Source organism: Streptomyces sp. NPDC005863 (assembly GCF_042871345.1).
GTDB lineage: Bacteria > Actinomycetota > Actinomycetes > Streptomycetales > Streptomycetaceae > Streptomyces.
In genome coordinates this window covers 69124-92850 of record NZ_JBIAII010000007.1, presented here as the reverse complement: position 1 = coordinate 92850, position 23727 = coordinate 69124, and the positions used below count along the sequence as shown (strand labels likewise).

The 23727-nt window shown below is 68.6% G+C and carries 18 protein-coding genes; 6 read left to right on the top strand and 12 right to left on the bottom strand.

Going from position 1 to position 23727, the window contains the following annotated elements; translation table 11 throughout:
• Nucleotides 1–38 precede the first annotated feature (38 nt).
• The 3 genes from ACFYO9_RS24200 (at nucleotide 39) to ACFYO9_RS24190 (ending at nucleotide 3454) form a co-directional block, all read left to right on the top strand.
• Nucleotides 39–530, top strand: coding sequence for an SseB family protein (locus ACFYO9_RS24200; RefSeq protein ID WP_055563227.1), 492 nt, complete (start codon nucleotides 39–41; stop codon nucleotides 528–530).
• A 145-nt stretch (nucleotides 531–675) separates the two neighbouring features.
• The gene (locus tag ACFYO9_RS24195; protein ID WP_388666553.1) at nucleotides 676–2328 is read left to right on the top strand and encodes a glycerophosphodiester phosphodiesterase family protein; all 1653 of its coding nucleotides are present in this window, start codon (nucleotides 676–678) and stop codon (nucleotides 2326–2328) included.
• Nucleotides 2329–2497: 169 nt separating this feature from the next.
• Nucleotides 2498–3454 (top strand): pirin family protein, encoded by a 957-nt coding sequence (locus ACFYO9_RS24190; protein ID WP_355812399.1) that lies wholly within the window; start codon nucleotides 2498–2500, stop codon nucleotides 3452–3454.
• An 83-nt stretch (nucleotides 3455–3537) separates the two neighbouring features.
• Here ACFYO9_RS24190 and ACFYO9_RS24185 read toward each other — a convergent pair whose 3' ends face one another.
• Nucleotides 3538–4098 carry a hypothetical protein gene (locus ACFYO9_RS24185; protein ID WP_358777899.1) on the bottom strand — a complete coding sequence of 187 codons (561 nt, stop codon included), beginning with the start codon at nucleotides 4096–4098 and terminating at the stop codon, nucleotides 3538–3540.
• Between the two features lie 148 nt (nucleotides 4099–4246).
• Between ACFYO9_RS24185 and ACFYO9_RS24180 the strand changes: the two genes are divergently transcribed.
• Nucleotides 4247–4603 carry a hypothetical protein gene (locus tag ACFYO9_RS24180; RefSeq protein ID WP_358777900.1) on the top strand — a complete coding sequence of 119 codons (357 nt, stop codon included), beginning with the start codon at nucleotides 4247–4249 and terminating at the stop codon, nucleotides 4601–4603.
• Here the strand turns inward: ACFYO9_RS24180 and ACFYO9_RS24175 are convergent.
• From ACFYO9_RS24175 to ACFYO9_RS24160, 4 genes are all read right to left on the bottom strand, one after another.
• A complete protein-coding gene (locus ACFYO9_RS24175; protein WP_358777901.1) occupies nucleotides 4569–8984 on the bottom strand; it encodes a DUF6531 domain-containing protein in 4416 nt (1471 codons plus the stop codon). The two genes, ACFYO9_RS24180 and ACFYO9_RS24175, sit on opposite strands and share 35 nt — an antisense overlap.
• Nucleotides 8985–8991: 7 nt before the next feature.
• Nucleotides 8992–9303: a hypothetical protein gene (locus ACFYO9_RS24170; RefSeq protein ID WP_358777902.1), complete on the bottom strand. Its 312-nt coding sequence runs from the start codon at nucleotides 9301–9303 to the stop codon at nucleotides 8992–8994.
• Nucleotides 9304–9370: 67 nt separating this feature from the next.
• A complete protein-coding gene (locus ACFYO9_RS24165; protein ID WP_358777903.1) occupies nucleotides 9371–10459 on the bottom strand; it encodes a hypothetical protein in 1089 nt (362 codons plus the stop codon).
• A 2-nt stretch (nucleotides 10460–10461) separates the two neighbouring features.
• Entirely contained in the window at nucleotides 10462–11103 is a 642-nt protein-coding gene (locus ACFYO9_RS24160) for a hypothetical protein (protein ID WP_358777904.1), read from the bottom strand.
• A 151-nt stretch (nucleotides 11104–11254) separates the two neighbouring features.
• Between ACFYO9_RS24160 and ACFYO9_RS24155 the strand changes: the two genes are divergently transcribed.
• Nucleotides 11255–12358 (top strand): AI-2E family transporter, encoded by a 1104-nt coding sequence (locus tag ACFYO9_RS24155; RefSeq protein WP_388666550.1) that lies wholly within the window; start codon nucleotides 11255–11257, stop codon nucleotides 12356–12358.
• A 78-nt stretch (nucleotides 12359–12436) separates the two neighbouring features.
• Here ACFYO9_RS24155 and ACFYO9_RS24150 read toward each other — a convergent pair whose 3' ends face one another.
• From ACFYO9_RS24150 to ACFYO9_RS24130, 5 genes are all read right to left on the bottom strand, one after another.
• Nucleotides 12437–13852, bottom strand: a complete 1416-nt coding sequence (locus ACFYO9_RS24150; RefSeq protein WP_358777906.1) for a DUF6177 family protein — start codon at nucleotides 13850–13852, stop codon at nucleotides 12437–12439.
• A gap of 119 nt (nucleotides 13853–13971) precedes the next feature.
• The gene (locus ACFYO9_RS24145; RefSeq protein WP_358777907.1) at nucleotides 13972–14994 is read right to left on the bottom strand and encodes a hypothetical protein; all 1023 of its coding nucleotides are present in this window, start codon (nucleotides 14992–14994) and stop codon (nucleotides 13972–13974) included.
• Entirely contained in the window at nucleotides 14991–17306 is a 2316-nt protein-coding gene (locus ACFYO9_RS24140) for a hypothetical protein (protein WP_358777908.1), read from the bottom strand. Before ACFYO9_RS24140 ends, ACFYO9_RS24145 begins: the two co-directional genes overlap by 4 nt.
• Before the next feature lie 9 nt (nucleotides 17307–17315).
• The gene (locus ACFYO9_RS24135) at nucleotides 17316–17714 is read right to left on the bottom strand and encodes a DUF6507 family protein (protein WP_358777909.1); all 399 of its coding nucleotides are present in this window, start codon (nucleotides 17712–17714) and stop codon (nucleotides 17316–17318) included.
• A 223-nt stretch (nucleotides 17715–17937) separates the two neighbouring features.
• Nucleotides 17938–20196 (bottom strand): SpoIIE family protein phosphatase, encoded by a 2259-nt coding sequence (locus tag ACFYO9_RS24130; RefSeq protein ID WP_358777910.1) that lies wholly within the window; start codon nucleotides 20194–20196, stop codon nucleotides 17938–17940.
• A 163-nt stretch (nucleotides 20197–20359) separates the two neighbouring features.
• Here ACFYO9_RS24130 and aspS point away from each other — a divergent pair, with 163 nt between their 5' ends.
• Entirely contained in the window at nucleotides 20360–22138 is a 1779-nt protein-coding gene (aspS, locus tag ACFYO9_RS24125) for an aspartate--tRNA ligase (protein ID WP_358777911.1), read from the top strand.
• Nucleotides 22139–22284: 146 nt separating this feature from the next.
• On the opposite strand, the gene ACFYO9_RS24120 is transcribed toward aspS, so the two are convergent.
• Together ACFYO9_RS24120 and ACFYO9_RS24115 are read right to left on the bottom strand one after the other, a co-directional pair.
• Complete coding sequence (locus ACFYO9_RS24120) at nucleotides 22285–22464, bottom strand: hypothetical protein (RefSeq protein WP_355812420.1); 180 nt, start codon at nucleotides 22462–22464, stop codon at nucleotides 22285–22287.
• A gap of 371 nt (nucleotides 22465–22835) precedes the next feature.
• Nucleotides 22836–23696: an alpha/beta hydrolase gene (locus ACFYO9_RS24115; protein WP_358777912.1), complete on the bottom strand. Its 861-nt coding sequence runs from the start codon at nucleotides 23694–23696 to the stop codon at nucleotides 22836–22838.
• Nucleotides 23697–23727 lie beyond the last annotated feature (31 nt).

The following is a 23727-nucleotide window of genomic DNA, read 5'->3' as shown; positions in this document are numbered from 1 at the left end:
CCCTAACCGCCCATCTGTGACTCAGTACGCTTGCGCGCATGTACGGCTACGACCAGAACCCCGGGGCCCAGCAGCAGTACGCCCCGCCGGGCGCGCAGCCGCCGCCGCAGCAGATGCAGGGCATGCCCGGCGGTGGCTACGGCCAGCAGCCTCCGCTCTACCCCGAGCCCTCGCCGCCCTCCCTCGCGGACGCGGTGCGCGCCTTCACCACGGGGTCGATGTCCGCCGAGGACTTCCAGCAGGCCTTCGCCACGTCGAAGGTCTACTGCCCGCGCGGCGACAACCCCGGCTTCCTCGCCCTGCACAACACCCAGCAGCCCGTGATCCCGATGTTCACCTCCCTCAAGGAGCTGCGCCGGTACGCGGGCAAGGACTCCAAGTACTTCGTGATCACGGGCGCGGAGGTCATCGACCTGCTCCCGACGGGATACGGCTTCGTCCTCGACATGGAGGGCGAACACCGCATGGTCTTCGACGCGAAGGCCGTAGAACAGATGGTCGACTTCGCGATGCGACGCATGTACGGATGACGCCTGCCGGCTGAGGCGCGGGGCCGGGGCGCGGGGCGCGCGGGTGGCGTCGCGTCAGGTGAACGGGTGACGGGGCGCCGCGGGCCGTGGGTGGTCGTGGACGGACGGGGGACCGGCGCCGATGCTCTGACCTATGCCGTCGTCCATGATCGCGCGTCGCCGTCCCGCCCTGTCCGTGTACGTGTCCGCGACCGTGACGGCCGCTTTCGCGTGCGCGTCACTGCTCGGGGCGGCTCCGCCCACGCGGGCGGCGTCCGTGCCGGCGGCTCACTCGAACCCCGGACCTCCGGTGCCGGGCCTGCCGGGACCTGATCTGCCGGGCGTGCCAAGGCCGGACCTGCCGGATCCCGTCGCGCCCGCGCCTCCGGCCTCCGTCGAGCAGGCGAGGCCTGCCGTCGAAGAGCCCGCGCCTCCGGATCCCGTCGCCCCCGCACCCGCGCCTCCCGCCGCCGCCGGACCCCCCACCAGTACCCCCACCGGTACCGTCGCCGAAACCCCCGCCGAGCAGGCCCGCCGCGCCTTCCTCGATCACGGCCCCCAGGCCGGGGTGATGATCGCCGCCCACCGCGGCCAGTGGCGGAAGGCGCCGGAGAACAGCGTCGCCGGGATCCGCGCGGGGTTCGCGGACGGTGCGCAGATCGTCGAGGCGGACGTCCGGCTGACCAAGGACAAGGTCCCGGTCCTGATGCACGACGCGACCGTGGACCGCACCACCGACGGCAAGGGCCGCGTCGCCGACCTCACCCTGACCCAGCTGCGCAGCCTCAGGCTCCGGGCAGGTCTCGGCGGCCGCCAGGCCCCCCTCACCGCCCACCACGTCCCCACCCTCGCCGAGGCCATGACGGCCGCCCGTACCCTCGGCCTCGTCAACCTCGACCAGGCCTGGCGGGACCGCGAGGCCGTCTGGCGCGTCCTCGAACAGACCGGCACCGTCCGCACCGGCCTCTTCAAATCCCGCGCCCCGGTGCCCGAGGTGCGGGCGTTCCTCGCACGGCACCCCGGCGCGCTCTACATGCACCTGGTGGACGACGCCAACGCCGCCTCCGTGGCGGAGTTCGGAAAGGGCAGGCCGCCCGCCTTCGAGGTGGTCTTCGACGACGTCCGCGACAAGGTGGCCGCGCCGGCCTTCGTACGGGATCTGCGAACGACGGGACGGGTCTGGTTCGACACCATGTGGGACGGCCTGGCCGCCCGCTACACCGACGAGGCCTCGCTGATCTCCCCGGCGCGCGGCTGGGGGAAGCTGCTCGCCGACTCCAGGGCGACCGTCCTGCTGACCGACAACGTCGAGACGCTGAGGTCGTACCTGGCCAGGGGCGCGGGCGACCCGGTGCCGCCGGGTGCGGTGCGCGTGCAGGGCGAGAACTACGCGCCGGGCGGCGAGGGCGCGGCGTACCACGACCTCGACGCGCAGAACCGGGGCGACGGTCCCGGCCGGCGCGGCGACGGCGTCGACGTCTGCGACCACGACGGCGCGGTGGTGGTCTGCTGGATGCGTGGCGGGGAGTGGCTGACGTACGGCGTGGACGTGCCGAAGGCCGGGCGGTACACCCTCAAGATCCGGGCGTCCTCCCCGTACGCACCCGCCGGGACCTACCGCGTCGCGTACGACCGGGGCGGGCCCGGCAAGGCGGTGCGGGTGGCGACCACGACGAGCCACCACGCGTACGCGCTCCAGGACAGCCGTGATCCCCGGCAGCTGGCCCGCGGACGCCACACCGTGCGGCTGTCCCTGGACACGGGCGTCCCGCAGAACTGGAATCTGGACTACCTGCAGCTGGAGCCGGTCCGGCCCTGAGGGCGGTCCGGCCCTGAGGGCGGGCCGGCGGGCCGGTGCCCGAGCCACAAGATCAAGCCAACCGTTCGACCTCGTGCGGCCCGGAGGGAATGCCCTCCGGGCCTCGTTCGTTCCAAGTGGCAGAAAGTTCTACGTTCAACTAAAGTGGACGCACGAGGAGGTACCGACCATGCCTGCAGTGACTGTCGAGAACCCGCTGACCCTGCCCCGGGTGGTGACGCCGGCCGACGCCGAGCCGCGCCCCGTGCTCGCCGTGACCACGGCGCCGAGCGGCTTCGAGGGCGAGGGGTTCCCGGTGCGCCGGGCCTTCGCGGGGATCAATTACCAGTACCTCGACCCGTTCATCATGATGGACCAGATGGGCGAGGTGGAGTACGAGGCGGGCGAGCCGAAGGGCACCCCGTGGCACCCGCACCGGGGCTTCGAGACGGTCACGTACCTGATCGACGGAACCTTCGTCCACCAGGACTCCAACGGTGGCGGCGGCACCATTCGCAACGGCGACACCCAGTGGATGACGGCGGGCTCCGGCCTGCTGCACATCGAGGCGCCGCCGGAGTCCCTCGTCCTGTCCGGCGGCCTCTTCCACGGCCTCCAGCTGTGGGTGAACCTGCCCGCGAAGGACAAGATGATGGACCCCCGCTACCAGGACATCCGCGGCGGCCAGGTCCAGCTGCTCTCCACCCCCGACGGCGGCGCGCTGCTCCGCGTCATCGCGGGCGAACTGGACGGCCACGAGGGCCCCGGCATCACGCACACGCCGATCACGATGATCCACGCGACGGTACGGCCCGGCGCGGAGGTGACCCTGCCCTGGCGGGCGGACTTCAACGGCCTCGCGTACGTGCTCGCGGGCCGCGGCACGGTGGGCACCGAGCGCCGCCCGGTCCAGATGGGCCAGACGGCGGTCTTCGGCACGGGTTCGTCCCTGACGGTCCGGGCGGACGAACGCCAGGACGCCCACGCTCCCGACCTGGAGGTGGTCCTCCTCGGCGGACAACCGATCCGCGAGCCGATGGCCCACTACGGCCCCTTCGTGATGAACAGCCGAGCCGAACTCCAACAGGCCTTCGAGGACTTCCAAAAGGGCCTGCTGGGCAAGGTGCCGGCGGTACACGGCATGTGAACGGGTCTGTCGCGGGGCGCGGAACGGGGTGAGACGCACGGCACCGCGGAGGCGAACTCTTTGGCCTCCGCGGTGCTAGCGGGTCAACGGTCGCGGCCGATGGCCTCGATCCACGCGGAGGCGGGCACGAGCTCCGGCCCGCGGACCTCCTCCGCACCTGCGACCAGCACCAGCCAGCGCAGTTCGTCGCAGGCGAAGAACGACTCGCCCCAACTGTCCACCCAGACGCGCGCGGACCCTTCCCCAGGGCTGGTCAGATCCCACCAGGCCCAGCCCCGGGTCTCCGACTCCGGGTCGAATTCGTAGAGCCATTCCTGGAGCTCCCAGGGGTCGTTTCCAGACCCGGCCACATAGCGCTCGGCGCCATGCCTCGCGAAGTCCGGGCCAGTCCCGGAGCCTCCGCCGCTGACGGAGGCGAACCAGTCGGGAACGCCGTCGACGGGCAGGTCCTCGTCCTCGAAAGGCTCCGAAATGGCGAGCCCCAGAGCGGCGTCCAGCACGGCCCGCACGCGCGAGCGGTACGCCTCGAAGGACACCGTGATGCGCACGTCGAACACGCACAGGACGGGCGGCGCGTCCTGCGGCCCTGGGCGCCGGGAGAGCCGCAACTTCTCCTGCTCGATGTCCGAAATATCGTGAAACACGTGGGAATCCTTCGAAGCCTCGCTCTTGAGCCATTCACCGATCGTTTCGAGGACTTCGTGATCGCTCGGGACGGCGAACTCTAGATTCCTTCCTTCTCCGGGCCACGCCCTAATCCGTGCCTCGCATTGGGCCGAACCGTGATGGCGCGTGATGATCGCCGTCGTCCTCGTGCCATTGGCAGTCTGCGGCGCGAACGTATCCCTCCCCGCCATTCAACAGAAACAGGGCGCCTCGCCCGGGTTCCACATGGCGGTCACGCTGGAATTCTGCGGATTCAACGTCGTCGAGCCTCGCGATCGTCAGGCGCGAGAAGTCTGGGCCGACATGCATGAGTTCAACTGCCGGGAACACGACATCGATTCGCGTGTTGTGAAGTCGAGGCTGAACGCTCCTGAGGAGCAGTACGGAATGGCTGACAGAGTACTGCCAGACTTGGAACTCCCGGTTCCACGATGCGATGTTATGCAATTCAACTCCCAGGCATGGGCCATTTTTCCGGTTTAGGGACTGTAATCTTCCGGCCCCCCTCATAGAAGGAAATGCTACCCCAATCTCTGTCGCCCACCCGCACCGACTTCCCTACGTGGTACATCTCACGCTCGGTCGCGAACCAGCGATTCCCCATTCCGCTCTCGTAGGCTTTCATGAAACGTTCTGCTGGCGTTAGCCCTGCAAACCCGTCCATGGAAATGTGCAGGTGGACGTTAGGGTTATGGGCTGCGGCTCTGACTTGCGATTCGAATCCCGTCCAGTCATCAAGGTAGTGGGTAAATCCATTCTTTTCCGCGAATTCTCTCAATCCTTCTTTTCGGATGCCCAGCGCAACGTTGTTCGGGCACGGTGACAGGCCGAGCGGGTCGGTCCAGGTGTGCGGGTTGTGGACGTAGGTGTTGGGGTTGGGTGCTGGTGTGAGGCCGAGGGGGTCGGGGGTGGTGTACCGGGCGGTTTCGGGGTCGTAGTGGCGGTAGTAGTTGTAGTGGAGGCCGGTTTCTGGGTCGTGGTACTGGCCGGGGAAGCGGAGAGGTGTGTAGGTGGTGCTGTCCGTCGGCCAAGTTGTGCTGCCCCAGAGGGTGTTACGGGCGCACCAGGCGATGTCGCCTTGTTCGTCGATGAGTTCGGTGGGGGTGCCGGTGAGGTCCGTGACGATCGCGTAGAAGCGGGAGTCGATCTCGTCCTGTGGGGCGGTGGCCGCTGTGATGCGTTCAGTCTGGGTGAGGGGATGGAGTCCTTGGTGGTCCCAGGTCAGGGTCAGCGGGTTGGGCAACTCCCGGCTGGTGGTGGTCTGTTCACACAGGGTGGTGCCGTCCCAGGTGAAGTCCGTGTGTTCGGCCTCGGCCGTGCCGTCGTTGGCTATCCGTGACTTGGAAATGCGTCGGCCGAGGGGGTCGTAGCGGTAGCGCCAGATCGTGCCGTCGGGAGTGACGACCTGGGTGAGACGGTCCTCGGCATCCCAGGTGTAGTGCCAGTTGTCCGGCTTGCGGGACAGACGGGGCTTCTGGCGCAGGGTGATGCGTCCGGCGTCGTCATGTTCGTAGCGGACCTGACCGGCCCTAGTGATGCGGGTACCGGAGTATGAGCGGGTGCCGGTGGCTTCCTGACCCGGATGAGCGGAAGGCCAGGCAGCCTCGGTCTGGTTGCCGGCGTCGTCGTAGGCGTAGGTCTCGGACCACTGGTCAGCGCGGACTGCGGTGGCTCTGCCCGCGGCATCCAGATCGAAGTGACGGAGACCGTTGAGGCGGTCGTTGACGGCGGCGAGGTAGCCGTCGGCGCGGTAGCTGTAGTCCCGACGCTGGATCACTCCGTGTGGAACCGGCCCCGTCACCGCCTGGCTCGTAAGGCGGCCGAGGGGGTCGAAGGAGTTGGTGAGAGTGATGGCCTCACCTACGCGGCGGGACAGCTCACGACCCGTCTGGTCGTGGTCGAAGGCCAGGGTGCGGCCGGAAGTGGTCAGCTGGGTTCGGTTTCCGGCTGCGTCGTAGGCATACGTAGTGGTCGCACCGGCTGGCGTGGTGCGGCCAGTGCGGCGCCCCAACAGGTCATAGGAGTAGGCGGTGGTGCGCTCGTCGACCGTTTCGGAGAGCAGGCGACCGGCAGCGTCATGCCGCAGACCCAGAACGCTGCCGCCGTTTACCGCCCTGGTCAGGCGGCCCGCGTCATCGTAGGCATACGTGGTGACGCAGCCCTCGACGTCCTTGGCCACGGTGCGGCCGAGGACGTCACGCTCGAAGCGGATCTGCTGCCCGGAGGCGGTGGTACGGGCGACGAGCTGATCAGCAGCGTCGTGGGCGTAGGCGAGGGTTCGGCCGTCGAAGTCCGTCTCGGAGACGAGGCGGCCCGCCGGATCGTAGGTGTAGGTCCACGTCGCCCCCTGAGAGTTGGTGACACCGGTGAGGCGCAACTCTGCGTCGTGCGTGAACTCGTACCGGACGCCGTCCGGCCCGGTACGTGCGGCGAGCTGGTCGAAGTGCGTGTACTCGAAGCGGCTGACCGCCCCCATCGGGTCGGTGTGACGGGTGCAGTTGCCCTCACCGTCGTACTCCCAGGACTCACTGGACCCGTCCGCGTATGTGCGCCGGGCAAGCTTGCCCTCCACCGTCCATTCCAGGCGGGTCGCATGCTCCAGCGGGTCAGTGATGCTGACGGGGTTACCGAAGCCGTCGCGCTCGTACGAGGTGACGGCGCCGAGCGGATCAGTGATCCTGACAGGCAGTCCCACCGCATCGCATTGAACCTGGATGGTGTGGTCCAACGCGTCGGTGACCGCGACGAGGTGACCCGCCCTGTTGTAGCGGTAACGCGTCGTGGCTCCGGCGGGATCAGTGACGGCGATCCGGTTGCCTCGTCCGTCGTACCCCTGTCGCCACACACTGCCGTCCGGCTCGGTGATCGTTATGGGGAGGCCGAGTTCGCTGTAATCCGCCCGGGCTTCCCGACCGTCCGGCCGTATCGCGGACGCCACCCGGCCGTGTTCATCGTGGATATAGCGCGTCGTACGGCCGAGTGGGTCCGTGACCGCGGTGAGCCGGTGGTCGGCGTCCCATTCCTGGCGGGTGACATGCCCGAGGGAATCGGTTTGCCGGATGAGACGGTATGCGTCGTTGTGCTCGTAGCGGGTCGTGCGGCCGAGGTCGTTGGTCAGGAGCGTCGTGCGCGTCTCGTCGTCGTAGGACAGGGTGCCGGACAGGAAACCGTCGCTGCCCTCGGTACGGACGACCCGGCCCAGGTCGTCGTAGGTGTACTGGTAGGCGGTCCCGTTGCGGTCGGTCCACGAGGTGATGCGCCCCACCTCGTCGTAGGTGAACCTCAGCGGCAGTCCCGACGAATTGGTGACCTCGGCGAGATGCCCGTCGTCGTTGTAGCCGTAAGCGGCGAGGAGCGTGCCGGTTGTCCCCGGCTGATCCGGGCCGACGAGCCGGAGGGCCGAAATGCGGGGCAGGTCAGCGTGGCGCTCGAGGGCGATGCGGTAGCCACCGGAATGGGTCACCTCGGTAGGGGTGCCGTCGTCGCCGTAATGGATGGCGATCCGCTGGCCGTTGCGGTCCACGATGGCCTGCAGGGGCAGGTCGACCGCTTCGCTGTCATCCGTGGGCCGGGGGCTGTGGAAGATGTACGCGTACCCGGTGTCCGGGTCGGTGATGCGCAGGGCCCCGTCTGTCTCGGTATCCCAGCTCAAAGGAAGGCGTGGACCCGTCTCAGGGTGGACCGGGAATTCGGCGTCGGGGGTGGGGAGAGGGTAGGCCAGACGCGCACCGTCGGGCGCGGCGTAGGTGATCCCGTCTGCGTCGACCTGAAGGCGTTGGTCGAGGGTCGAGGCCCAGCTCGGGCCGAACCAACCGCCCCAGCGGTACGACGACAGGTGTGTCCGCTCCAGGATCAGGGGCAAGTTGCCCGGCAGCTCCACGTCGACCTGCGGCAGCAGCATGTCGCCGGTTGCCACGTCGATCGGGTCCAGGTCGCACTTTTTGAACATGGTCCGGATCGAGGCGGGCAATTTCTCCCACTCCGAGGGGCGGAGTTTCAGGCGGGAAAGGCCTGAGCCGTCCAGCTTCAATGCCTTGCCGAGCTTGGCGAGTTCGCTGGGCTTGAGCTTGCCCAACCCCTTGCCGAGGACCTTGCCCAAAGCGCCGAGACCCACCCCGAACGCGGCCCCGGCCGCCAGGGTCTCCGCCAGCTTGCCGGGGTCCTTGAACGTGGAGGGGTCCCTCAACAGGGCATCGAAGACGGTGAACTCCATGCCCTCGGCCGCGAGCCTGCCGGCCTTCGCGATCGTCTTGATCTCACCGAGCGCCTTCAGCGCACGCTCCAGGCCGCGGATGGCCTCCATCACGGTGCGGATGACCTTGGCCATGCGACTGCCGGACTTCTCGATCCGGGCGATCAGTGTCACGACCTTCGCGGCCCGCGCGCCCGCCGCGAGGTTCCCCGCGATCATGGACAGTCCGCCGGTCAGCACCGACAGACCCAGGCTCGCGATCTCGAACTCGGCGATCTCGGCGAGGATGATGCCGATCTCCGACAAGAGCTCGTGCGCCTCGTCGGCGAAGTCGTCCAGGGCTTTGGCGCCCTTGCGCAGCGAGTCGGCCATCTCGGTGGCCTGTGTGCGGGTGGTCTTCGCCCGCTTGTGGAGGGCCTTGGCAGCCTCGCCCTCCCACTCCAGATCCTTCAGCGCCGTTTCGGCGTCGTGAGCAGCGGCGTCCAGGCCCTTGGCCAGAGCCCGCCACTGCTTGGCTATCTCGCGGATGCCGTCGGGGTCGACGGCGGGGTCGGTGATGCCGAGGAACTCCAGGCCACTGGCGAGGGTGTCACCGAAGGCGTGGTTGGCCTTGTTGATCCATTTCAGCGGGTTGAGATCGTCGGCGTCGATGCCGGGAATGTCGAAGCCCATGTCCGGCTCAGCCCTTCTTCGCCTGCGCCGCGGCACCCAGCAGGACGTCCAACAGGTCGAAGGTGTCCGAGACATGGCCCATGAACTTGGCCTCGGCCCCCCACTCCTTGTGCAGGCTCTCCGTGAGCTTGGCGATGGTGTCCATGCCGTCCTGAATGTCGTCCTTGGCGCTCATCAGCGTGCCGAGCACCCCGAAGGCGGACAGGTCGTGCGAGGCCGCTTTGAAGTCGTGCAGCGGCTTGCGGGTGTGGTCATCGACCTTGCCCAACGCAGAGGCCGCCTTGTGCAGCGACTCCGCATCCTTCTTCAGGTCCGACATGCTTTCTTGCCCCCGTAGGTCGAGATGGATTTGCGCGTGGTGCGGCCGACTGCAGCGGCGGCCCGGGTCAGCGGTTGATGGACTGAACTTCCTGGACGTTCATGTCCTGGGTCGTCTCGAAGGTGCCGTTCGGCAGGTCGCCCTTCGCGCCGCCTGTGCCTTCCCAGGAGATCTCCCAGGTGACCGACGCCTTCAGCTGGTACGGCTCGCCGCTCGTGGCGCGGAGGTACTGGATCCCGCAGGGCGGCTCCTGTCCGGCGTCGCCCTTCTTGTACGGGGCGCCGATGGAGCCGTCCTCATTGACCGGGCAGTCGCCGGAAGCGGGGAAGGTCTTCGCGTCAGGGGTGCCCGGATCCAGGTGGAGGGCGACGGGCTTGGCCGTGGTCACCGCCCACAGGCCGGTGGCGGGCAGCTCGGCGCGGACGGTGACGTCCTTGAAGGTGGCCTTGTCCAGCCACGTCCAAGTGGGCAGGTTCACCGTCGACTTGGCGTTCGGCTTCAGCTCGACCTCGGTGTCCGGCACGCGGATCTTGTCGTACGCAAACGCGGCCAAGGTTTCCGGAGTGGGCGCGTTCTTGTCCTTGGGGATCGTCCCGGCGTCCTGCCAGAACATGATGCGGCCGCAGTCCCACGCCTTGGAGTCCTGGTACATGCCCTCGCGGACCGTGCTGCGCCAGAACATGCCCTTCTTGCCGAGGTTGTAGTTCTTGTAGCCGTCGGCGCTGGTGTCCTCGGGAAGCGTCAGGTCGAAGTTGCTGTCGGCCTTTCCCTTCTCGTAGTGGTCCACCCAGAGGCCGTTGCTCCACCACACGTGGGCGTTGACGAGTCCGCCCTCACCGGTGGCAACCGCGTCCTTGAGCTGCTTCGGGGAAAAGACGGGCTCGTACCAGCAGGCCGGCGGCTCCCAGTTGGGGTCGATGGACTTCAGCTCACCCGCCGACGCCTTCGCCGTCCGGCCGCCGGGGTATGTGAGCTGGATCTTCGAGTGGGACACCGATGCCATCAGTTCCTTGCCCGAGGCGTCGCCGCTGGGGGCCGATGGCCTGCTGGGCTGTTTGGACTCGTCGTCCTCTCCGAACGCGTGGGCCATGCCGGGCAGTGCCACGACGAGTGCTGAGGCCATCAGCAGGACCGCCGCCCTGCAGTGGTGCGGCATGGTCAGCAGCCTCCCCGTTCGGTCTCCGAGTAGCGCGTCTTCCACACTCCCTGCGGCGTCTTGTCGAGCCGGTTGCGGTACTGGACGCGCGCTTTGGAGTTCTGCGGTGTGTGCTCGACCTTGCCGGTCTTGGTGTTCTTGGTGGAGCCCTTGCTCTCGTCGACGCAGTAGAACAACACGCCGCTGCCGTCATCGGCGATGCTCACCTGCGGCTTCGACACGGTGGCGCGGCCGATCAGGACCAGGTCGTCGTCGACGAAACCCTTGACCCATTTGCGGGCCGACTGGCCTGCTGCTTCGTCGGTGTAGAAGGCGAGTGCCTTGGAGTCCGGATTTCCCTCGATGATCGCGGCGTATTCGGCCAGCAGTTCCTGCCTGCCGTCGTTCAGGATCGCCTGCTTCTTGGGGTCCGAGTCCGTCCATCCCTGAAAGTCGGCCTGGAAGCTCTTGGGGAGTGTGACCTTTGGGCGGTCTGCTGCCGTGGCGGAGGGTTTGGCGGAGGCCGACGGGTCGGCACTTGACCGTGTGTCCGCCCCAGCGATCTTCTCGTTGTCCTTGCCACCGTCCGATCCTCCGCACGCGGTGAGCAACAGGGCGGTGGAAGCCGTGAGCGCGGCGGCCACGAAGCGGGGCGAGCGAGTCACTGTGGTCTCCGGTGGGGTGAGGTTAGCTAGAGCGAAGCAACGCTATCCGTGAGCGTCTGGTGACGATGACCGAGGGTGGGGGATTCGGCCAAGCGGGGCCGGGCCTGGTCGGCACCGTCCTCGCCATGCACGGCATGTAGCCGTACAAAACATGCACGGGTGGTGGCCCCGTGGTCGGGTGGGAGGGGTGAGTACCCTTTTGCCCGAGTCCGTTCGGCGGCTCGCCGCCTGGTGTGTCGTCGTTCTTCTCGTCACCGGCGTGGCCGCCGTCGGCGTCTGGCTCTGTGTCACGTTCAAGACCGCGGTGACGCCCGTCCTGCTCGCGCTGCTCGGGACCGCGCTTCTCGGGCCGCTCTACCGGCGGCTGCTCAAGATGAAGGTGCAGCGTTCGCTCGCCGCGGGGCTGACCTGTGCCGCGGTCGTCGCCGTCGTCGGCGGCGCCACGTACATCGTGGTCAAGGCGCTCATCGACAGCGGGGACCAGATCATCACCTCGCTCAAGCAGGCCGCGACCGACCTCTCGAAGTACTTCGGGGCCGCCGGGACCTCGCTCGACGACATGGCCTCCAACGCCAAGGAGCTCTTCGGGAAGTTCGGCGGGACCGCCGCGTCCGGGGTCATCAGCGGCCTCAGCACCGTCGGCGAGATGATGGCCATGGCGGTCCTCGCGCTGCTCCTCGTCTTCTTCTTCCTGCGCGACTCGGAACGGGCGATGGGCACGCTCCGCTCGCTCGCGCCCGGTGACAACGCCGACTCCATCGAGGCCATGGCGCGCCGCGCCTTCGAGGCCATCGAGGGGTTCATGCGCGGCACCACGATCATCGCGTTCATCGACGCCCTGTGCATCACCGTGGGGCTGCTCGTCCTCGGCGTTCCGGGCGCCTGGGGTCTCGGCGCGCTGGTCTTCGTCGGGGCCTACATCCCGTATCTCGGCGCGTTCCTGTCCGGTGCCGTCGCCGTCCTGGTCGCCCTCGCCGACCGCGGGTTCGCCATCGCGGTGTGGACGCTCGGTGTCGTCCTCGCCGTGCAGGTCCTCGAAGGGCACATCCTCCAGCCGATGATCCAGAGCCGCACGGTGCAGATGCACCCCGCGGTGGTGATGCTGGCGATCACGGCGGGCGCCTCCGTCGCCGGGATCCTCGGGATGCTCCTCGCGGTGCCACTCACGGCCGCGGCGTTCGGAATCGTCTCGGAGCTACGGGACCGGTACGCCGGCTCGCCCGCTTCGGCGGAGGGTTCGGGAGGCCGTCCCTAGTCCTCTGAGCCGGGAATCCTGTTCGGCCAACCGGAGCTTGAACATCCCCGAACACTGCGGTTGCAGGCCGGGGCCCGGTCAGCGGGGGGCCGTGCCGCCGAGGTGTTCGTCTATCTGTTTGAGGCGGTGCCATGCAACGGGGTCGGCGCCGTCGCCAAGTGTGTAATGCAGGGCGGGATGGGCGGACGGCCCGAGTGAAATTGGGGCCACGTCGATCGGGGCGCTTCTGGCGTGAGAAATGCCGATGCCGGCCACAGCGTCGGGGCCGATGGTGAGCGAGAGCGGAATGGGTGGGGGCTCGTAGGTGGCGGGAGTGGTCAAGTCGGCTCGGCCTCGACGTAGTTCGGAGACCATGGTGGCGAGGTGGTGGCGGGTCGCCAGAGTTTCGGCCAATTTGGGGAGGAAGTCCGTGGGAGCGGGCTGATGGGCCGGGTAGCCAAGGGCGAGGTCGATGTGTTCCTCGACTCCTGCCCGGGTGTGGGTGACGCGCAGGGTGGCGATCGCCGGATGCTCAGGAGCCCCGATTGCGACGAGCCAGGTGGACTGGGACTGGCGGGCTCGGGCGCGCGCGAGTTCCGTCAGCTGTCGTGGGGACCACGGTGAGTTGACAGGCTCCGCGCTTCCCCAGCCTGCGGGGGGTGCGCCAGTGAGGAGTCGCCAGGTTTCGGCCAGCGCCTCTCCGAGGACGAGGTCCTCGGTCGCGGGGTGGATCGTGCGCACGGCCACGTGTAGTTGGTGCCCTTCAGCGACTGCGGGTTGAGACCGGAAGGCGTCGGCGATGCGCGGAGCGCCCTCGTCGCTGGGTGCGGGAACGAAATGGCCGTCGTGCCAGTGGAGTACGGTGCCGGTCAGGCCGTCGTAGTAGCCGCACTGTGGGTCGGAGACGACCCAGCGGGCAGGTATGTGCTGCAGCGCGGTACGGGTGGGATGGGTCAGCCGAGTGCCGGACGGAGTGACCAGGCACAGTTCACGCTCCGCCTGGGACACGGTGCGGATCACGTCGGTCAGCCAGCTGGTGGCCGCGACAATGGGCCGGTCCTGGATCACGACAGCGGCCTTGTCCGTGACCACGTCGATGCCTGGGTAGTCGGTGGTGGTCCCGGCGCCGTCGCCGGGTGAAATCGTCACGACGTCGGTCTGTGCGCCTTCGTATGGCCATGTGGTGCCACCGAGCAGCACGGCCAGCCGTCCGGCGACGGAGCCAGCAAGGCGCCGCGCCCCCTCGATGCCCGAGGTCGCCCGTACCTCGGTCCACCACACCGGCGCACTCGCCCGGACCGCAGGGCCGAGCAGTCGGTTTACCTCGCCGGGCACCTGGACGAGTCGGGGTGCCTCGAGTGAGACGAGCGCATCTCCCTGGGCTGTGCACAGCTGAGCCACGGCTCCGCCGCCCGTCGGTCTCACCCGAAGGTCGGGGCCGCCCGCATGGAGGGCGGCCAACAACTCCTTCGTGTCCGGCATCCGCGAGGTGAGGGCGATGACGTCGTTGGTCATGGGTTGCTTTCTCAGGTACGGGGCAGTCGCCGGACGTCCTACTCGGAGCCGACGGTCAGGGCGTTACCGAGGCCATCCTCTTGTACTTCACGGTGAGGACGCCGAGCTCAACGCAGACATCAGTACCGGCCCGACAGTTCCTCCAGGGCGTCCAGGGATTCGGCGTTCTGAGGGGTGTCCTCGACGATGAGTCCGAGCTCCGGGTGCGACGGTTGTTGCGAAAGCCAGTCCAGTGCGGCGAAGGGGGACAATCCTCGGCTGTGGGCCTCCCGAAGGCGCAACAACCATTTCGCTCCCACATCGAATGCCTCATCACCGGCTGCCGTTCGGGGTACGTATCCGGCTGCGGCGTCGCCCACGGACGCCCAAACGAAGCCGAGTGTCCTGCCTTCCCGCTGGACGGTGAAGTACCGCACCGGGTGCTCGGTGATCGACTCGTACTCGTCCTCGTACTCAGACTGCGGAACGCGGGCGCTCAGCAGACTCGCCCGGTTGAGTCCTTCGAACGTTCCCCAGGAATCGGTGTAGGCAGGGCCCTCGCTCCTCAGGTCTCTGAAGCCGGTCGCGCTCGGCGCCGCGTGACGGTTCTCGTCGCCCGGTGTGGGGGAGCTGCCCAGCAAGGCCGAGATGCCCTCCAGGGCGGCGGTGAGCCGGGGCGCGTTCGCCGCATGCAGCTCCGGTTGCTCGCGGTCTCGGGTGTCCATCGTCAGCCAGGCGTCGGAGTACGTCTCCAGCGTCACTACGAGCAGCTTGCCGTCCCAGACCTCCACGTGGATGACGAACAGCTTCTCCGCCCGGTACTCGAACCCCGGTTCCAGCCAACGCCCAGGGCATTCGATCCGAATGGTGAGGACGAAGTCGCCGTCGAGCATCTCGGCCCGCGCCACCGCCCGGGCGAGATCCGACTGAGGCGCAAGGGGATCCGATCCAAGGAGCAGCCCGCTCTCATCGACGCGAACATCGCGCAGCTTGTCCCCGCTCCGGGCCAAAACCCTGACCTTTCCGTCGGGCACGGCCAGGTTCCGTTCGGCCAGCTCGTTCCAGACCGCCGCCGCGGTCTGCAAGGCACGGGTAGGCCGGATCTCGTCGTCGTGCGCCGTGACTTCCCACGTCCAGTCGCCGACAGGGGTCGAGGTGATCACAACATGTCCTTGGGGTCGGTCTTACTGCCTGGCGGGATCACGAGGTTTCCGTCCTCAAGACGTACGACGAAAGTGATGCCCGTCCCCTTCCGTCCTCGTGCGCCACCGTTGATGGCCATGAGTTCATCGTAGGAGCCGTTGGACACCCACTCCGCAATCGTTCCCCGGCCACCGTCCACGAGCAGCACGGAGTGATCTGCCTCGGCATTTGCCAACTGGAGCAGGTATTTGCCTCGAGTGATCTCACTGACGGGATCCTGGGGATCGTTCAAGTGCTTCATCTGGTAGGCGTAGATGTCACCGGACTCGTCCTTGATGCGGATGTCCATGTCGGCGCCGACCGGGAACTTCTGCTCGAAGTCGATGGCGTTTGCGGGCACCCCGCTTCGCACCAGATCATCCGCGAAGATCAGCTGGTCGGCTGCGGGCTGGAACATCTGCTCCCGCTTCGCACCCATGGCCGAGATCACCTGCCCATACTCATCCCCCTGATTGAAGTGTCCGGAGCTGATGATCTCTGCGACCCGTTGCCCGTCGGGCTCCGAGGCAAGACGGTCCAGCACCCGCTCCATCACGTTGGGCTTGGGCCGCTTCGCTCCCGGGATCCCCTTGATCGCATCGCGGAGGCGCTGTTCCGTCTCACCCCCGCGAGCCATGGGCTGCCCCTCACCGTCGGGCGAAGCACCGTCATGGCCGCCGGGAGTGTCCCCTCCTCCGGCTCCGCCATTACCCGGATCGTGCGGCGGGTGCGCGCCGTCCATGGCATCACCTCCGGGACCGCCCTCACCGCCACCATGGTCAGCGCCGTGATCGCTGGCGGAATTCGACCCGTGCCCTGCCGTGTGATCCCCAGCGTGGTCGCCCACCCCCGGGTCGGAGCTTCCGCCGCCTGCCTCACTGCCTGGTTCGTGGCCTGCCCGCGGTGGCAATCCCTCGCCCGCATGACCGCTGGTCCCCGGCCCGTGACCTCCCGCATGGGCGCCAGCTTCGGGGGCCCGGCCCCCCACGCCCGCAAGCTCACGGTCCCCCGGCGACATACCCGCTCCGCGCTTGTGCGCAGCCGCCTCAGGCGGAGCTGGTTTGAGGTTGGGCGTGCCGTCGGGGCCAATGGGTATGAGCCTGCCGTCCTTGCCGACCGTCCAGCGATCGCTCAGGTCCAACGAACTGTCCGCGAACTTCGGCTTGGGCAGGTGAAGTTGCTCGCTCACCCTCGCCAGTACCGCGGACACCTTCGGCAGGTCCGCGAGCGCTCGGGTGGCCTTCAGGCCGCCGGAGATCGGGTCGATCACATCGCCGACCTTCGCCAACGCGGCTGCCCCCTTGGCGAACTTACCGCCCTTGGAAAGCTTCGCGATGCCGGCTAGTGGTCCGGCACCGAAGGTGAGGAGGTTGAAGGTGACGGTGGCGTGGGCGCGGGCGGGGTCCTCCTTCCACATGTCGTACGCGATGAACTGTTTGCCGAACTCCTTCGCGTACGCCTTGCTGTCGCGCTGCCAGTCGGAAAGGTGCTCGCCCTGCCCGAAGAGGTCCATCCCGTAGGCGTAGCCGCCGACGAAGGTGCGCCGTAGTCCGTCCCATGCCTGGCCGCGGGCCTCGGAGCCATGGGTGCCCACCAGTGTGCCCAGGCCGTCGAGGGAGCCGACAATGTTGTCCTTGACGATGCCGTCCCAGGCCCAGCTCTTGGCGCCGTGGCCCCACCAGTCGAGGCTCCACTTCTCGTAGGTGCGCTCCTCCGGGGTGCCCCACGGCAGTTCCTTTGCATCTTTCAGCAGCTCGAGGGACTCGCCGTACATACCTGTGCCGTGGCTGCCGTCATCCTCGACCCAAACCGGGCGGCACACTGCAGGGCTGATCGCATTGATCTTGTTGGCGGCCTTGCGCTCCGCCATTTGGAAGCCATTGCGTGCTGCCGACACGTCGTCGATCAGCCCTTGGTTCTTGTCGAGCTTGTCCTGGTCCTGGGTCCAGTCGTCGTCACCGTCGACGCTGTTCACGAAGTCGATCGCGCGTAACCGCAACCGCTCAAGCTGGTCCGCGTACGGCTTGGCCTCAGCAACGAAGGTTTCCAGTGCGTCGGCGAGGGTCTCGATGTCGGCGGCGAAGCCATCGGCCTTGTCCATCACCGGCTGCGTGGAAGAGAGCAATTGGTCTGCTTCGGGAGCCTGGTAGTAGGCGCCTATTGCCTGGAACCGGGAGTGCACGTCCACGCCCCCACTGCGGACGCCCGTGGCGTGCGTGCGCAGTTCGGAGATGGCGGTCTCCACCTTGGCGAAGTCACCGTTGTACTTGGGTATCTCACCTACCACGATCACGTCGGCTTCCTACTCCCCGCCCTTGTCGTCTGACGGCTTCCCGACCGCACGAAGCTCTTCGGGAGTGGGCGCCTTGGCCGCCTCACGCTGCGCCCGTTCGGCCATCTCCAGGTCGCCGTCGATATAGGCGGTGGTGGCCTCTACCGTGCCGTCCATCGTCTTGCGGGTGCGGGCCGCCAGGAAGCGGATGCTGTTCTCGGTGTCCGAGACGAAGTTCGCCACGGCCGCGCCCACCGGGCCCACGGGTGCCTCACCACACGTCGGACCGGTGATCGTCCCTACCCAGGTCGCGGCATCCTGCGCACTGGTGCCGTAGCCCTTCAGATCCTTGCTGAGATCATCGGCCGCCAGGCCCACCAACGACAGGATCGACTCCACCCCGCTGGGTGTGATGTCCCATGTCGTCATACCCAACCCCCCTAACTCCCCGAACTGGCCCTGCTGTTGCGCCTGAGAAACGGTCGCGGAAGCGAACCGCTCCACCGTTCATCCTCACACGGGCCACTGACACACCCGGCGGGCATGTGTACCAAGTCGCCGTCGCAGCAGCAACGCAGTTCGACCGCCTCGCCAGTGAACCGAACAGGATCTCCGACGACGAAGACCAGGAGGGTACGAGAGCCGCGCCTCCCTACCCCAGCCCGTCCGCCCCCGCCTCCCCGCCGGAGGCCCCCGCATCCTCGTACAGCTCGAACCAAATGCTCTTCCCGTCCCCCCGCGGGTCCACCCCCCACGCCCCCGCGAGCAGCTCCATCAGGACCAGGCCGCGGCCCGACGACGCCAGTTCGCCGGGGTGGCGGCGGTGGGGCAGGTCGTCGCTGCCGTCCGCCACCTCCGCCCGCAGGCGGCGCGCGCCCGGCACGCCCGTGACCTCGGCGACCAGCATGGCGTCGCCGTCCGTGTGCACCAGTACGTTCGTGAGCATCTCCGAGACCATCAGGACCGCCGAGTCGACCTGGTCGTCGTCGGCCCAGTCGTGCAGCAGGTCCCGCAGATGGCGGCGGGCCCCCGCGACCCGCTCCGGCTCGGCCTGGGCGACCGTCAGGACGGTGCGGCGGGCGTCCGTGCGCTGCTCGGGGCGGCCCGTACGGCTCAGCAGCAGCACCGCTATGTCGTCCTCGCGGCGGTCCGCCAGCGGGCCCGTGGTGTGGTGCGAGGAGGGGCCGTGGACCGCCTGGACGAGGCGGTCGGCGAGCAGTTCCAGGCCGTCCTCCAGACCGCCCTCCTCCTCCTCGCCCAGATAGCCCTCCAGCGTCGTCCTGATCCGCGACCAGCCGCTCTCCAGGTCGTGGCCGCCGGTCTCGATGAGGCCGTCGGTGCAGATCAGCATGGTCTCGCCGGCCTCCAGGACGAGCCGGGTCGTGGGGTAGTCCGCGTCCGGGTCGATGCCGAGCGGCAGGCCGCCCGCGGTGGGCCTCTGCAGAACCGTTCCGTCAGCCATCCGTATCGCCGGTTCGGGGTGCCCGGCGCGGGCGATCTCCAGGACGCCGGTCGCCGGGTCCGCCTCCACGTACAGGCAGGTCGCGAAGCGCGGGTCGTACTGGGTGGCCTCGCCGGCGCCCGAGCCGGACACCCCCGAGCCGGCCGCCCCCGAACCGGACGCCCCGGAGCCGGTCGACCCGTAGGAGATGGACTCCGTGATCCCGGACAGGAAGCGGGTGGCGCGGGAGAGGACCGCGTCCGGGCGGTGCCCCTCGGAGGCGTACGCCCGCAGCGCGATCCGCAGCTGCCCCATCAGGCCCGCCGCCCGCACGTCGTGCCCCTGCACGTCACCGATGACGAAGGCGATGCGGCCGCTGGGCAGCGGGATCATGTCGTACCAGTCACCGCCGACCTGAAGTCCGCCGCCGGTCGGCACGTACCGCGCGGCCACCGACATCCCGGGGATCCGCGGCCCGAGCATCGGCAGCATCGAGCGCTGCAGCCCCTCGGTCAGCTCCCGCTCGGACTCCGCGACCCCGGCCCGCGACAGGGCCTGCGCCAGCATCCGCGCCACCGTCGTCAGGACGGAGCGCTCGTCGGGCGTGAAGGAGACCGGATACGTGAAGGCGGCCATCCACGTGCCCATCGTGCGGCCCGCGACCGTCAGCGGCAGGAACGCCCACGACTGCCGCTCGAAGCGGCTGGCCAGCGGCCAGGCGGCGGGATAGCGCCTGCGGTAGTCCTCCGGCGTGGAGAGGTAGACGGCCCGGCCGGTGCGCACCACCTCGGCGGCCGGATAGTCGGTGTCCAGGGGCATCGCCGAGAAGGGCCCGTCGTCGCCGGGCTGGTGCCCGTGGTGGCCGATGATCGTCAGCCGCTCGCCCTCCGCCCCGAACACCGCGAGGCCGTCCGGCGAGAACCCCGGCATGGAGAGCCCGGCGGCGACCCGCAGCACCTCCTCCGTGGAGCGCGCCTCGGCGAGCGCACGGCCCGCGTCGAGCAGGAACGCCTCGCGGGAGCGGCGCCAGTCGCCGGTCACCGGGGTGCGGGCGGCGGAGCCCGGCGCGGGCTCGGTCACCTCCTGCAGGGTGCCGATCAGCTCGTACGCCTCGGTGGCGCCGTGCATCACCGGCTTGGAGCGGCTGCGCACGATCCGCAGGACGTGCCGCCCCGTCTCGTCCATGATCCGCAGCCGGGCCTCGGCGAGGGTGCCCTCGGCGACGGCGAGCTGGACGGTGCCGTAGATCTCGTTCCAGTCCACCGGGTGGAAGCGGGAGCGCACACCGGCCTCGGAGAGGGTCTGGGGGCGCTCGGGCAGGCCCAGGAGCCGGGCCGCCTCGGCGTCCAGCGTGACGGTGCCCGATGCGTTGTCCCAGCGCCACAGCCCGGTCGCGATGGCCGCCAGGACATCCCGTACGGGAGGCAGGGGGTCGTCCCCCACCTGCGGTACGGGATCGTCGGTGCGCATTGACCCACTTTAGGAAGATGTACAGGGACACCGCCACCGTGCGCCACGGATTCCGGGGCCTCGCGGGGTGGTGGCACCGGATATCCGGAAAGCGATCTTCGCCCGGACGGTAGCCTTGGGGGGTCTGCTCTCTCCCCTATTCGCGAAGACTGGATGAACGACGATGCATCGGTACAGGTCCCACACCTGCGGCGAGCTCCGCGCCTCTGACGTCGGCACCGACGTCCGGCTGAGCGGCTGGCTGCACAATCGCCGAGACCTGGGCGGCATTCTCTTCATCGATCTCCGCGATCACTACGGCATCACGCAGCTGGTGGCCCGCCCGGGCACCAAGGCCGCCGAGGTCCTGGACAAGCTGTCCAAGGAGACCGTCGTCCGGGTCGACGGCAAGGTCGTCTCGCGCGGCACGGACAACGTCAACCCGGAGCTGCCCACCGGCGAGGTCGAGATCGAGGCCTCCGACGTCGAGGTGCTCGGCGAGGCCGGCCCGCTGCCCTTCACGATCAACGCCGAGGACGGGGTGAACGAGGAGCGCCGCCTGGAGTACCGCTTCCTCGACCTGCGCCGCGAGCGCATGCACCGCAACATCATGCTGCGCAGCGCCGTGATCGCCTCCATCCGCTCCAAGATGGTGGCCCTGGGCTTCAACGAGATGGCGACGCCGATCCTCACCGCGACCTCCCCCGAGGGCGCCCGTGACTTCGTCGTCCCCTCCCGCCTGAACCCCGGCAAGTTCTACGCGCTGCCGCAGGCCCCGCAGCAGTTCAAGCAGCTGCTGATGATCTCCGGATTCGACCGGTACTTCCAGATCGCGCCGTGCTTCCGCGACGAGGACGCCCGCGCGGACCGCTCGCCGGGTGAGTTCTACCAGCTCGACGTCGAGATGAGCTTCGTGGAGCAGGAAGACGTCTTCCGCCCCATCGAGAAGCTCATGACGGAGATCTTCACCGAGTTCGGCAACGGCCGCGAGGTCACCTCGCCGTTCCCGCGCATCCCGTTCCGCGAGTCGATGCTGAAGTACGGCAACGACAAGCCGGACCTGCGTGCCAAGCTCGAACTGCACGACATCACCGACGTGTTCGAGGGCTCGGAGTTCAAGGCCTTCGCGGGCAAGCACGTGCGCGCGCTGCCCGTGCCGGACACCGCGTCGCAGTCCCGCAAGTTCTTCGACGGCCTCGGTGACTACGCGGTCGAGCAGGGCGCGAAGGGCCTGGCCTGGGTGCGCGTCGCCGAGGACGGCTCGCTGACGGGCCCGATCGCCAAGTTCCTGACGGAGGCGAACGTCGCGGAGCTGACCAAGCGCCTCGGCCTGGAGGCCGGCCACGCCGTCTTCTTCGGCGCGGGCGAGTTCGACGAGGTCTCGAAGATCATGAGCGCGGTGCGCGTCGAGGCCGCCAAGCGCGCCGGGCACTTCGAGGAAGGCGTCTTCCGCTTCTGCTGGATCGTCGACTTCCCGATGTACGAGAAGGACGAGGACACCGGCAAGGTCGACTTCTCCCACAACCCCTTCTCGATGCCGCAGGGCGGCATGAAGGACCTTCAGGAGAAGGACCCGCTGGACATCCTCGCCTGGCAGTACGACATCGTCTGCAACGGCATCGAGCTGTCCTCCGGCGCCATCCGGAACCACGAGCCCGAGGTCATGCTGAAGGCCTTCGAGATCGCCGGGTACGACGCGGAGACCGTCGAGCACGAGTTCGCGGGCATGCTGCGCGCGTTCCGCCTCGGCGCCCCGCCGCACGGCGGCATCGCCCCGGGCGTCGACCGCATGGTGATGCTCCTCGCCGACGAGCCGAACATCCGCGAGACGATCTCGTTCCCGCTGAACGGCAACGCGCAGGACCTGATGATGGGCGCGCCGACGGAGCTGGACGAGTCGCGGCTGCGGGAGCTGAACATCTCCCTGCGGAAGCCTGCGGCGCCGAAGCCTGCGGCGCAGTAGCGGATTCCCCTGCGACGGGGTGACGTCGCTGTTAAGGCCCCGGAACCTTTGGTTCCGGGGCCTTTTGGGTTCGTCGTCCTGCTTGCGGGTGCGTTGTGGCTGGGCGCGCAGTTCCCCGCGCCCCTGAGAGAGGGCTTCGCCCTCTCTCAGGCGGCGTGCGTCGGGGAGGAGTTGGCTTCCGCTTCTGCCCATTCCGTTACGAGGCGCTCGTACACGAGGCGCTCGTCGGGGCGGAGGCGTCCGCCCGCGCGCAGCCACAGCGCACGGATTTCCGCGTTGACCTCGTCGGCGGTGCGTCGCCGGTCGGGGGAGTGAGTCGTGGCCATGTCGTGAAGCTTACGTAGGAAGGTGTGAAGGCGGCGTCAATTCCAGCCTTCTCTCCGCATGACTTAGCTCACCGTGAGGTGTGCCACCCGGCTCAGTGGGCAGCCTGACCGAGCCGGACCCATGGTCCGCCGGGCGTGCGCCGGAGCCCGTGGCCGAGCGCCTCTCCGCGTGTCCGTGGTCTCTCCGTCAACTCCCTCCCCCACCTGGGAATTCGAGCGCCCGTGCGGCGGCCCCGCGTTACACGTGACACGGGAGAGGACGATGGTGCGGGCCAATTGGGTTGCGTGTGCGCGGAATTCGGCCGTCCGGACCGGCCGGGCGCGGAGGCGGCTCAGGGGCTCCTCAGGGGCTCCTCAGGGGTGGCGCAGAATCATCGCTCGTGGGTGGTGGACGCCGCGGGCTGCAGCCGGCTGTCCGTGATGAAGGAGGTCACCAGGGCGATGACGGTTTCCGGCCGCTCCATGAGCAGCATGTGATCGGCGTCGGGGATCGTGACGAACCGGCTCCCCTCGATGGTCGAGGCGAAGACGCGCTGCTGTTCCGGCGTGGTGACGGTGTCGTGTTCGCCGCAGAAGACCAGGGTCGGTACGCCGGTGAGGCCACCGACGAGTTCGGTGCGGGTGCCGAAGGCGCGGGTCAGCGCGTCGTCGATGTCGTGCCGGTCGGTGGCGCGCAGCAGGGTGCGCCGGAAGTAGCTGAGGGCGAGGTCCCTGCGGTGGACGTACCGGTTCTCGTCCAGGCAGAAGAACTCCGCGGCCATCGTGTTCACGAAGCCGTCCACGTCGCCGGCGCTCAACAGCCGGTGCGAGGCGCGGCTGCGGTCGAACTGCGCCTCCGTGATGTGCGAGGGGACCCCGCCGAGCAGGAGGCGGGCGCAGCGCTCGGGGTGGCGCTGGGCGTAACGGAAGGCGATGGACGCGCCGTAGGAGTACCCGTAGAGGTTGACCCGGGGCGTCTGCAGGCCGTCGATGACGGCTTCGAGCGCGGCGCACAGGGTGTCGATGCCGCGCCCGGCGGGCAGCGGGTCGGCGTCGCCGGAGTCCGGCAGGTTGGCCGTGACGAGGCTCGTCAGGCCGGTCAGCGCGTCCTCCATCTGCGGCCAGTCGTACATCCCCTGGAACACCCCGCCCAGCGCGACCAGGGGTTCGGTGCGCGAGGTGCCCTGGCGCAGCATGCGGTACGGGAAGGACAGACCCTCCACCGTCAGGGTGCGGACGGTCTCCTGGGGCATGGAACTCCTCGGTTCGGTCACGGGACTCGGT